Here is an 11733-nt window from a genome sequence, read left to right on the forward strand (position 1 = left end):
GTCCTTCCCCTTTGTGGTTTCATTTAAAGGGGCACCTTTTAACATCTCCGCCAGGGGCTGGCAAGAAATGGTACCGGCAGCGGGGAGCCTGTACTAACCGACTCCCCGCTCCAGTCAGGCCTGCAGACGGAACTGCTGTACGCTCTGCGCCAGCTGCTCTGCCTGATCTTCCAGCGACGTTGCGGCGGCAGCCATCTCCTGCACCAGCGAGGCGTTCTGCTGCGTCACGCCATCCATTTCGTTGACCGCAATGGTCACCTGGCCGATGCCTTTGGCTTGCTCATCGGAGGCGCTGACAATCTCATTGATGATGGACTGCACCGAGTTCACCGCCTGGGTCATCTCCTGCATGGTTTTACCGGCGTCGTTCACCAGTTGCACCCCGGTTTCCACCCGCTTGCCGGACTCTTCAATCAGTGCGCCAATCTCTTTCACCGCATCGGCGCTGCGGCTTGCCAGATTACGCACTTCCGAGGCAACTACGGCAAAGCCACGCCCCTGCTCGCCGGCACGTGCCGCTTCCACCGCGGCGTTCAGCGCCAGGATATTGGTCTGGAAGGCAATACTGTTGATAATGGCGGTGATATCGCCAATCTTCTTCGCGCTATCGTCAATCTGCGACATCGTTTGAACCACCTGGCCCACCAGCGCTTCGCCGCGGCTGGCAATCTGCGTGGCATTGGCGGTCAACGCGGTAGCATGGTGCGCATTGTCGGCGTTGTGTTTAACCGTGGCGCTAAACTGCTCCATACTGGCGGCGGTCTGCTCCAGCGCGGCGGCCTGCTGCTCGGTACGTGACGAGAGGTTGATGTTACCGCTGACAATCTCGCCAGCGCCCTGGCGCACAGAACTGCTCGCCTCCTGGATCTGCCCCACCATCTGGCGCAGCTGTTCCTGCATGGTGTGCAGCGCATAGAAGAGGCTACTGCGATCGCCCGCTTTTACCGCAATAACGTTATCGAGTTTGCCTTCGGCGACCGCCAGCGCAATGCTCGCCCCCTCCAGTGGCTCACCGCCAATCGGCTTCAACACTTTACGGCTAAAGAGCACGCCCAGCAGCGCGCTGACCAGCAGGATGCTGATAACGCCAAGGATCACGGCATTAAGCAGCTGGCGGTTAGCGGCGGCCATCACCTGGCTGACCGGGGCGACGATGCCCAGATACCAGTTATCGGTGCTGTTACCGATCGTGATGGGCTGCCAGGTCACCAGCGCTTTCTCGCCAAGGATCGGATCATCCTGCTCCACCACACTGGTGGTAAAGCCTTCGGTATTACCAGGGTAGGGTTTACTGGTCAGTGTCTTATCCGGGTAGGAGATCACTTTTCCCGAGGTGGAGAGCAGCATCGCATAGCCGCCGCCTTCCCACGGTTTGATCTGATTCACTTTCTGTTGCAGTGAAGCCAGCGAAATGTCGGAGGTGACCACCGCGTTGAGTTTGCCGTCATTAATGATTGGCGCGGCGACCGAGGTTAACAGCGTCGGGACCCCGTTATAGGCATAGCTGTAGGGTTCGATCAGCGTATCTTTTTGCGTGCGTTGCGGCACGAGGTAGTAGTCGCCCTGCCCCGGCGTCAAGATCGAGAGCAGCGGATGCATGGCGTATTTCCCGGCGGGATCGCGATCGGCAAACACCGCGTAGCGCCCTTTGGGAGCCTGATCCGGTTTGCCGTCGAACTCTGCGTCGCGGCCATCGAAGGCGTTCTCTTCAAAAATCACCGACACGGAGAGGTAGTCCGGGTTATCGCGTACCGCGTACTCAATTAACTTATTCGCCACGTTACGATCGGTGATCCCGGCCTGCGGCAACGCGGCCAGGCTGTGGCCGAGGTTATGCGCCACATCGCGCGCATAGTTAAGCTGTTGCTGAATATTGAGCGCCTCACTGCGGGCGATTTTTTGCAGATATTGTTCGGCGAGCGCTTTTTGCTGATTGCTGGACTGCCAGCTCAGTACCCCGATAGTGACCACAAAACCGAGGGTGATGGTGATGGCGCCCGTCAGCAGCATTTGCGCGCGGGTGCTCATTTTTTTATTCACGAATTGTCTGGCCATTACGGCTCTCCTGGAGTCAGCCTTATGTCGTCAATGTTCCTTGCAGCATGCACTCCCTGTAGCAATGCTATCGGCGATTATTTTTTGATCTTTAATTGTTAAAAATGGGCAACGGGGAGAGGGAAACACGCCCTTTCCGCCAGCAAGGCAGCAGGCTAGCGCGGTGCTTAATGTAGCAGCAGTTAACTTAACGGGCAGTGATGCTTAATACGGAGTTTTCGACTGCGTGAGGGGCAATAACTTTATTTACATAATGTGATAACGGAAACTGCCCCGGTGGAGAAACCGGGGCGAGAAGGTCAGCCGCGATCGTCTTTCGGGCCAAGGAAGTAGAAGCCAAACGGCAGCGAGCCGATGATGGTGAACATCAGGCTGTAAATCGCCACCCATGCGCCCTGCATGATAAACATTGAGGTGGTCCAGGAGGACATCGGCAGATTGTACTGATCCTCAACGCCTTCGAAGGTCACTTTTGACACCACGCTTACGGCAATCAGGAAGACCACCAGCACCGCGCAGAGAAATTTTTTCCCGTCGCGGGTTCGTAGTTTTTCCAGCATCTCACTCTCCTTTTATGTGGATTTTCTGTGCCGCGAGTGTAACCGATCTGCTGTTTAAATGTTGTGATTGAGCAAATAAAAGGCAGCATGCCGGATAAGCTGAGCGCGCTCCGGCCTGCTGCCATTGGCGATTAAAAATCGTAGCTCATTGACACTTTCAACTCACGGCCACCGCCCTGATAGATATAGGTGCCGTTATCTTCAACGCTTGCCCAGTAGTTCTTGTTGGTGACGTTATCCAGCCCGACGCGCCATACCATCTCGTTGCGATCGGCATTCAACCGCATGCGGTAACGCGCACCGAGATCGAGGGTGGTGTAACTGTCCAGCTTTTTGCTATTCGCCGCATTGGCGTACTGGGATCCGGTGTGATTGACTCGCGCCGTTGCCGTCAGCCCCTCAACCGCAGTGATGTCATACTCCGCACCCAGCACCGAGTAGAAGCTCGCCACGCCAACCGGTTTATTGCCCTGATTGATGCCATCCTGAGTTTTGGTCATCTCGGCGTCGATCCAGGTTGCGCTGCCGTTCAGGCGCAGGCCGAGCGTCGGCTCGCCAAATACACTCAGCTCAACGCCGCGGTTGCGCTGCTCGCCGCTCAGCTCATAGATATTGGTGCTGCTGTTCTGAATAGCCGACGGTTTCTTAATTTCAAACAGCGACAGCGTACCGCCAATACGGCCAAAGTCCGTTTTCACCCCCACTTCATTCTGTTTCGAGTGGGCGATGCCGGTAGTTTGATACTGGTTCGCCGCCCCTTCTGGCGCGGTGCTGCCCGGTTGCAGTGCTTCGGTATGGTTGGCATAGAGCGAAACGACTTCCCACGGTTTGTAGACCACGCCGTAGGTCGGCATCCAGCGATCTTCAATAAAGCGCGCGTTGCGGTTCTCGTCACCGGTGGCATTGTTGTAACTGTGAACCCACACTTTCTGATACCGCGCGCCTGCGGTGAACAGCAGCGTATCGTCAAGCACGCCGAGCGTATCGCTCAACAGCCAGCCCTGGGTGCGGTTGCGCCCGGTGGTTAACGGATCGCTGTAGTTGCCGCCGGTCAGGCTGTAATCCGGCATCGGCACCGCGCTGTTGTTGTAGATATTGACCAGCGGATTCTTCGACGACATGCGCCAGGCGACTTTGTCCTGCTTGATGCTGGCGGAGTAACCGACGTTGACTTTGTGCGACACCGGGCCGGTATCGAAGTTGCCGCGCAGGCCCGCCATGCCGCTCCAGCTATCGCTGATGCGATTGGTGTCGAGGCGGCCAATCGTCGCATCGCCCGCAGCGTTAATCACTTTCGGCCCGCCATAGACGCCCTGCTCATGAGAGTGCTGGCCGCCAAAAGCGGCGTAGGCCGTCCAGATATCGGTGAGATCATACTCGGCGCGCGCGAGGCCAAACTCGTTTTCGATATCGCTCCACGCCCACTTCTGGCTGGTGTTTTTGCTGTTACCCGGCACGGCGGGCACGAAATCGATGTTGCTGATATTGACCCCCATCGAACCACCGTGGAAGGTCTTCTTCTGGTAGCCAACATCAAGGGAGCTGCGCAGGCGCTCGCCGCGATAATCGAGGCCAACGGAGGCAACGGTGGTGCGGCGCTTATCATCTTCGACCGTGGTTTCACCCTCGCGGTGCAGCAGGTTAACGCGCACCCCGACCTGGTTGTTATCGCCATAACGCCGCCCGACATCCAGCGAGCCGCCGAGTTGCGAGCGTGAGGAGTAATCGACGCCGAGGCGCGTCAGCGGGGTATCTTCAGCGTGTTTCGGCTCCAGATTAATCATGCCGCCGACGCCGGAGCTGGCCGCGCCGTTCATTAACGCATTCGCCCCTTTAAAGATCTCGATGCGATCGAGCATCTGCGTATCAACCACCTGGCGCGGCACAATGTCCGCCAGGCCGCCCATCAGCATATCGTCGCCATCGAGTTTGAAACCACGAATGCGGTAGGTTTCCGCCATATTGCCGTAGCCCTGGCTGACCTGCACCCCGGCATCATTACGCACCACATCGGCGATAGTCTTCGCCTGCTGATCCTGCACCAGCTTCGAGGTATAGCCGATCACGTTAAACGGCACATCCATCGCCTTCTGTTCGCCCAGCATGCCAAGCCGCCCACCATAGGCCACCTGGCCATCGAGATAGGCTGGCACCAGCGCGTCGCCGCCGGGTTTAAAATCGCTGCCGCTGGTGGACTGGACAATCAGCGTCTCCTCTTTCGTTCCGCTGGCGGGTGTTGCTGCCTGTACGGCATGCGTCGCCGCGCCAATCGCGAGCGCAAGCAAGCTCTTGCGCAAAGGTGACCAGGTATGTTTGCTGTTATTCATCATCGACTCATATCGAAGTGGAGAAAAAGGCCCGCATTCAGGCCGGATGGTTAAGGGCATCAGCCAGAAAGCTGGTCGCCATTGCCTCTCCCCGCCTGCCTTTTCGCATTAGTAGACTGTGTGCGTGGGCGGGTAATATCCCGGTTGTGATGGCGTGCTGCGCCGCGGCAACACCATCAAACACCAAAGAGAATGAGAACTATACTCATTAACCTTAATGAGGCAAGCATAATTGACTCTATTCCCCTGCATCGATCGCGTTGATAACGAAGAGTGCAATCTCATACAAAATAGAGGGTTGACCACGAAGATGATAAAGATTATCTTTCGCATTACCGAATAGTTGAGTGTCTCACTCAGGTATTCGGTACGACATTGCTCACATTGCTTCCAGTATTTTTTGCCCGCCGTTTGTGCGGGCTTTTTTTTGCTTCTTTTTCGCCCCTCTTCCCTCCCGCTGCGCCGGGCATAATTAGCGATTCCCTTCCATACTCAAACAAACATTTGCGTAAGGAATGGTTATGCCTTTGCCCGATTTTCATGTCTCTGAGCCCTTTACCCTCGGCGTTGAGCTGGAGCTGCAGGTGGTTAACCCGCCGGGCTATGATTTAAGCCAGGACTCATCCCGGCTGATCGACACCCTTCAGCACCGCGTCAGCGCCGGTGAGGTTAAGCACGACATCACCGAAAGCATGCTGGAGATCGCCACCGGCGTCTGTCGCGATATCCGCCAGGTTGCGCATCAATTTTCGGCGATGCACCACGCCATTTTGCAAGCCGCAGGCGAGCACCACGTGCAGATTTGCGGCGGTGGCACCCACCCGTTTCAGAAGTGGCAGCGCCAACAGATCTGCGCGGATGAGCGCTATGCCCGCACGCTGGAGATGTTCGGCTACCTGATGCAGCAGGCAACGGTGTTTGGTCAGCATGTCCATGTCGGCTGTACCAATGGCGACGATGCCATCTATCTGCTGCACGGCCTGTCGCGCTTTGTTCCGCACTTTATCGCCCTGAGCGCCAGCTCGCCCTATATTCAGGGCACCGATACGCAGTTTGCCTCCTCGCGGCTCAATATTTTCTCCTCCTTCCCGGATAACGGCCCAATGCCGTGGGTGGCGAACTGGCAGGAGTTTGAAGGGCTGTTTCGCCGCTTAAGCTACACCTCGATGATTGAGAGCATTAAGGATCTGCACTGGGATATTCGCCCGAGCCCCGGTTTCGGTACCGTTGAAGTGCGGGTGATGGATACGCCACTGACTATTTCCCACGCCGTCAGCCTGGCAGGCTTTATTCAGGCGCTGTCGCACTGGCTGCTGGCTGAGCGTCCGTTTAAATTCCAGGAGCGGGACTACCTGCTGTATAAATTCAACCGTTTTCAGGCCTGCCGCTTCGGCCTGAAGGGGGTGATAACCGATGTGCATACCGGCGAACAGCGCACCATTGCTGATGATGTATCGCATCTGCTGGAGAAGATCGCGCCGTGGGCCGACAAACTTAATGCCAGCAGCGCGCTGGATGACATTGCCGTCTGCGTTAAACGCGGCAAAAGCGAAGCGCAGCTGATGCGGGAATTTATTGCCGATGGCGGATCGTTAATTGGCCTGATGAAAAAGCACACTGAAATTTGGGCCGCCGGATAATCCATAGCTTATTTAAGGTTATTTTCTGCCGTGGGGGATATTTCACCTGCGGCAAACTCTTTTTCCGTTGATTAACAGAGAGATTTCTTAAATAACTAATACTTATGGAGTAACAATATTTCCTGAGAATTGATAAATATCAACAACCCCTGCATTAAAATAAAGGCCGCGCGTAATCACTCCGATAACAAATATATACACGCGAACAAGAGGCCTATTTATGAAGTGGATTTACCGTATCTCGATGAAGTCAAAACTGCTATTAGCTCTGCTGCCTCTGTTGTTTGCGCTTATCTGGCTTGCCGCCAGCGGCATCATGTCACGCGTTGAGACCGGCCAGCAGATGCATACCATCATTTCATTAACGACGCTGGCGAAAGAGGCCGGGAGCGTTATTCATGAATTGCAAAAAGAGCGCGGTTTAAGTGCTGGTTATATCGGCAGTAAAGGCCAGCAATTCAATAATGAGTTATCCACGCAATATCCGGTCTCGACAAAAGCGCTGACGCAATTAACCGCGCTGCTCGACCAATTCCCGGAACAGGACGCGAATAGCGATATTCGCCAGGCGCTGGCGCAATTTCGCCAGCATCAGCAGGGTATTAATGGCTTTCGCGACCAGGTGCGCGCATTAAGCGTCAACGGCTCCGATTCGCTGGTGTGGTACAGCACCATTATTAATGACCTGCTGAATGTGGTCGGTGGTATTAGCCAGTTAACGGATAACGGCGAGATTGTTAACCAGCTGGCGGCCTACTACAGCGTGCTGAATGCCAAAGAGCAGAGCGGTATTGAGCGCGCGCTACTGTCGAACGTCTTCTCCGCCGACCGCTTTACCGAGGCGCAATTCCGCCAGCTTAATGAAGTGGTGGGTAAACAGGCCTCATGGCTGGCGGCAACCCACGCGTTTAGCTCCGCAGAGGTGAATGCGAAAATGAACGCGCAGCTTAACTCTCCAGAAGCACTTAACGCCCTCTCTTTACGCCAGACCGCTATCGATCATGCCGCAACCGGTGGCTTTGGCGTTGCACCCGCCGACTGGTTTAACGCCCAGACCGCGCGCATCAATACCCTGAAAGCGGTTGAAAATGCCGCCTCAAATCACTTGCTGGTTACTGCGCAGACGCTGGCTGATGAAGCCTGGCGCGAAGTGACGCTGTTCGCGGTGATAAGCGTGATTGCACTGGTCATCGCCCTCTTCTTTGCCGTGCTGGTCGCCAGCAGCATTCACCGCCAGTTGCAGCACTCACTGGCGACCATCGAAGGGATGGATGGCGATCTCACTCAGCGGCTGGATGTGCCGGGCAGCGACGAGCTCTCTCTGCTTAACCGCGCCTACAACCAGGCGATCGAGAATATTCAGCATATCGTCAGCGAGATCAAACATGGCGCCGGGGTGCTGCGTGGTGCCAGCTCCGAGATCGCCAGCGGCAACCAGGATCTGGCTTCCCGCACCGATCAACAGGCGGCCTCGCTGGTGGAAACCGCCGCCAGCATGGAGCAGATCGCCACTGCGGTAAACATGACCGCCGACAATGCCAATGAAGCTAAACGCCTGACCCAGGAGATGGAGAAACAGGTGCAGGAGGCGAGCCGCGTGGCGGGTGAAACCAGCAACAGCATGTCGGCTATCCGTTACTCCAGTGAACAGATCTCCAACATTGTCAGCTCAATTGATGAGATCTCGTTTCAGACCAACCTGCTGGCACTGAATGCCGCGGTGGAAGCGGCACGCGCCGGTGAGCTGGGCAAAGGCTTTGCGGTGGTGGCATCAGAGGTGCGTAACCTGTCACAGCGCTGCGCCAACGAGGCACAGCAGATCCGCGAACTGGTGAGTAAAAATATGGATCAGATCCAGCAAGGCGTGGCGCTGGCGCAGGCATCGGATCGCGCGCTGCATGCGGCTCGCGAGAATACCGGCCAGATGCTGTCGTTTGTCAGCGATATCGCCCACGCGGCCAATGAGCAGTCGCTCGGCGTCTCGCAGGTGCATGAAGCGCTCAACCAGCTGGAGCAAGTCACGCAGCAAAACGCCGGACTGGTGGCGATTGCGGCCAGCGCCAGCCAGCTGCTGGATCAACAATCTGAAACCATGTCAGAGCTGGTTGGCCGCTTCGTGGTCGCCTGAGTAAAGGTCGGGGAACGTTGCGCTCAGGCCAGCTTTCCCCGACAATGCGTTTTTTCATCAACGATTAACGCTTATGAAACATCCCCTCGAAACGATGGTCACGCTTGCGGGCATCCTGCTGCTCTCTTTTGTCTCTGTGCTGCTGCTACCTGCGCCGCAGCTGGGCATGCAGCTGGCGCAAACGCTGATGCAAACCTTCCATCTGCTGGATTTAAACCAGTTTTATACCCTGCTCTACTGCCTCTGGTTTTTGCTGCTCGGCACCATCGAGTTCTATGTTTTACGCTTTATCTGGCGGCGCTGGCTGGCGGTTTAACGCCGCGTGGCTCTCTGGCTCATTCTAATTTTTTGAATGTTAACGGCAAATTGTTGGACTTTTCTTTATTGCATCCCAGGCCTATGCTTTTTCGAGGCAGCATATTGATGCAATGAATGATCAACCGGTTATAAATTTGCTTCGGGCGCTTTTTCCGCCGTTTGCTGATGACAGCACAGCGGAGGTGCAGATAACTTCAGGAGGAATCATGTCAGATAATTTTCTCGCTTTAGCTATACAACGTAGAACGATCTATGCTCTCGGCAAAAACCTGCCGCTGGCAGAAGATGAGGTGATTGACCTTATTAAAGAAGCGATTCGCCAGGCACCGTCGGCGTTCAACTCGCAAAGTTCACGTGCGCTGATCCTGCTGGGTAAAGAGCATGAGCAGTTCTGGGAACTGACTCGCGCGCAGCTGAAGAAAATCGTGCCGGAAGAGAATTTCCACGGTACGTCGCAAAAATTAGATGGTTTTGCGGCAGCAGCAGGTTCTGTGCTGTTCTTTGAAGATCAGGAAGTGGTGACCCGCTTACAGGAGCAGTTCGCCGCCTATGCCGATAACTTCCCGGTGTGGTCTGAACACAGTACCGGTATCGCCCAGTATGCTGTCTGGGTTGCGCTGGCAGAGAAAGGCATTGGCGCTAACCTGCAGCACTACAACCCGCTGGTGGATGAAGATGTGCAGCGCACCTGGAATATTCCGGCGAGCTGGAAACTGCGCGCTCATATGAACTTCGGTTCAATTATGGCTCCGGCAGGCGAAAAAACGTATATGGATGACGATAAACGCTTTGTGGTTGCGCGTTAAGCTGCGCACTGGCGTGTGTCTGAACAATTAAAAAAGCCGCCTTTTCAGGCGGCTTTTTTTTGGCTTACTGCTGGCTTTCACGCTCAGCGATAAAGCCCAGCGCTTTATTGATGCGCTCAATGCTGCGGGTTTTACCAATCGCGTGAACGGTAACATCCAGACCCGGCGACTGACCGGCACCGGTCACTGCCACGCGCAGCGGCATGCCAACTTTACCCATGCCCACTTCCAGCTCATCAGCGGTGGCCTGAATGGCGTGATGGACGTTTTCAGCGCTCCAGTCGGTAATGGCGGCGAGTTTGTCGCGAACCACTTCCAGCGGCTGGCGCGCAACCGGACGCAGGTGCTTCTTCGCCGCATCAGCGTCGAATTCCGCAAACTCTTCATAGAAGTAACGGCAGCTTGCCGCCATCTCTTTCAGCGTTTTGCAGCGTTCGCCCAGCAGCGTAACCAGCTCCGCCAGCTGCGGACCGGTGCGGGTATCAATATTTTCCTGCTCAATGTGCCACTGCAGATGGGTAGCAACATACTCCGGTGCCAGGGTGTTGATGTAGTGATGGTTCAGCCACAGCAGTTTGTCGGTATTAAACGCACTGGCGGATTTGCTTACCGCGCCCAGCGAGAAGAGTTTGATCATCTCTTCGCGGCTGAAGATCTCCTGATCGCCGCTGGACCAGCCCAGACGCACCAGGTAGTTGAGCAGCGCTTCCGGCAGGTAACCATCATCGCGATACTGCATCACGCTCACCGCGCCGTGGCGCTTGGAGAGCTTTTTACCATCGTCGCCGTTGATCATTGAAACGTGCGCGTAAACCGGCACCGGCGCATTCAGCGCTTTCAGGATGTTGATCTGGCGCGGGGTGTTGTTGATGTGGTCTTCACCGCGGATCACGTGGGTGATCTCCATATCCCAGTCATCGACGACAACGCAGAAGTTGTAGGTCGGGGAGCCATCGGTACGGCGAATGATCAGATCGTCGAGTTCCATGTTGCTGAATTCGATCGGACCACGGATCTGATCGTCAAAAATTACCGACCCATCCTGCGGGTTGGCAAAACGCACCACGCACGGCTCATCAGCAGCATGGTGAGTATGGTCATGGCGGCAGCGGCCGTCGTAACGCGGTTTTTCGTTATTTGCCATCTGCGTTTCGCGCAGCTGCTCAAGACGCTCTTTGGAGCAGTAGCATTTATAGGCGGTGCCCGCTTCCAGCATTTCATCAATCACCGCGTTATAGCGGTCGAAGCGTTTGGTCTGGAAGTACGGGCCTTCATCCCACTCGAGGCTCAGCCAGTTCATGCCATCCATAATGGCTTCGATTGCTTCCGGAGTGGAACGCTCGAGATCGGTGTCTTCGATGCGCAGCACAAACTCACCGCCTTGATTGTGGGCAAACAGCCAGGAGTAGAGAGCAGTGCGCGCGCCGCCAACGTGCAAATAGCCGGTGGGGCTTGGCGCGAAGCGAGTTTTGATTTTCATGAATTGGCCTTACGTTGATAGCGATGCCGACCGTCGGCAATACCTAATAGAAAAGTGGGCGATATTCTATCACTGTGGGCTGATTCCTCAATGTTGTTACCGAAATGGCGCAGCAAACGGGCTATTTTGTTTATAAATCATGCGCTCGCGATCGATTCATCAGCGGTTTGTCTAATTTTACGACGAACGAACAATTTCTTTTGAAAATGCGTTGACTCATTTTCAACTCTCCCTATAATGCGACTCCACACAGCGGGGGTGATTAGCTCAGCTGGGAGAGCACCTCCCTTACAAGGAGGGGGTCGGCGGTTCGATCCCGTCATCACCCACCACAAATTTTGTGGTTCCCGCAGTGTAGATAAGAATGAGAAGTGGGTGATTAGCTCAGCTGGGAGAGCACCTCCCTTACAAGGAGGGGG

General features: G+C 55.6%; 8 protein-coding genes and 1 tRNA gene. 5 read left to right on the plus strand and 4 right to left on the minus strand.

Annotation, left to right across the window (positions count from 1 at the left end):
• Positions 1 to 114: 114 nt before the first annotated feature.
• The 3 genes from IAE48_RS03260 to IAE48_RS03270 form a co-directional block, all read right to left on the minus strand.
• Positions 115 to 2055: a methyl-accepting chemotaxis protein gene (locus tag IAE48_RS03260; RefSeq protein ID WP_200133447.1), complete on the minus strand. Its 1941-nt coding sequence runs from the start codon at positions 2053 to 2055 to the stop codon at positions 115 to 117.
• 299 nt (positions 2056 to 2354) lie between these two features.
• Positions 2355 to 2615, minus strand: a complete 261-nt coding sequence (locus IAE48_RS03265; RefSeq protein WP_023479829.1) for a DUF2534 family protein — start codon at positions 2613 to 2615, stop codon at positions 2355 to 2357.
• Positions 2616 to 2746: 131 nt separating this feature from the next.
• The gene (locus IAE48_RS03270) at positions 2747 to 4945 is read right to left on the minus strand and encodes a TonB-dependent receptor (protein WP_370568935.1); all 2199 of its coding nucleotides are present in this window, start codon (positions 4943 to 4945) and stop codon (positions 2747 to 2749) included.
• A 518-nt stretch (positions 4946 to 5463) separates the two neighbouring features.
• Here IAE48_RS03270 and IAE48_RS03275 point away from each other — a divergent pair.
• From IAE48_RS03275 to IAE48_RS03290, 4 genes are all read left to right on the plus strand, one after another.
• Complete coding sequence (locus IAE48_RS03275; RefSeq protein WP_200133448.1) at positions 5464 to 6582, plus strand: YbdK family carboxylate-amine ligase; 1119 nt, start codon at positions 5464 to 5466, stop codon at positions 6580 to 6582.
• A 220-nt stretch (positions 6583 to 6802) separates the two neighbouring features.
• Positions 6803 to 8710 carry a methyl-accepting chemotaxis protein gene (locus IAE48_RS03280; protein ID WP_200133449.1) on the plus strand — a complete coding sequence of 636 codons (1908 nt, stop codon included), beginning with the start codon at positions 6803 to 6805 and terminating at the stop codon, positions 8708 to 8710.
• A gap of 73 nt (positions 8711 to 8783) precedes the next feature.
• On the plus strand, positions 8784 to 9026 hold the full coding sequence (locus tag IAE48_RS03285; RefSeq protein ID WP_023479876.1) for a DUF1158 family protein: 243 nt from the start codon (positions 8784 to 8786) through the stop codon (positions 9024 to 9026).
• Between the two features lie 208 nt (positions 9027 to 9234).
• Entirely contained in the window at positions 9235 to 9834 is a 600-nt protein-coding gene (locus IAE48_RS03290; RefSeq protein ID WP_200133450.1) for a nitroreductase family protein, read from the plus strand.
• Positions 9835 to 9898: 64 nt separating this feature from the next.
• On the opposite strand, the gene gltX is transcribed toward IAE48_RS03290, so the two are convergent.
• The gene (gene gltX, locus IAE48_RS03295) at positions 9899 to 11314 is read right to left on the minus strand and encodes a glutamate--tRNA ligase (RefSeq protein WP_200133451.1); all 1416 of its coding nucleotides are present in this window, start codon (positions 11312 to 11314) and stop codon (positions 9899 to 9901) included.
• 256 nt (positions 11315 to 11570) lie between these two features.
• Here gltX and IAE48_RS03300 point away from each other — a divergent pair.
• Positions 11571 to 11646, plus strand: a tRNA-Val gene (locus tag IAE48_RS03300).
• Positions 11647 to 11733 lie beyond the last annotated feature (87 nt).

This window comes from Kosakonia sp. S57 (genome assembly GCF_016516575.1).
GTDB classification, from domain to species: domain Bacteria; phylum Pseudomonadota; class Gammaproteobacteria; order Enterobacterales; family Enterobacteriaceae; genus Kosakonia; species Kosakonia cowanii.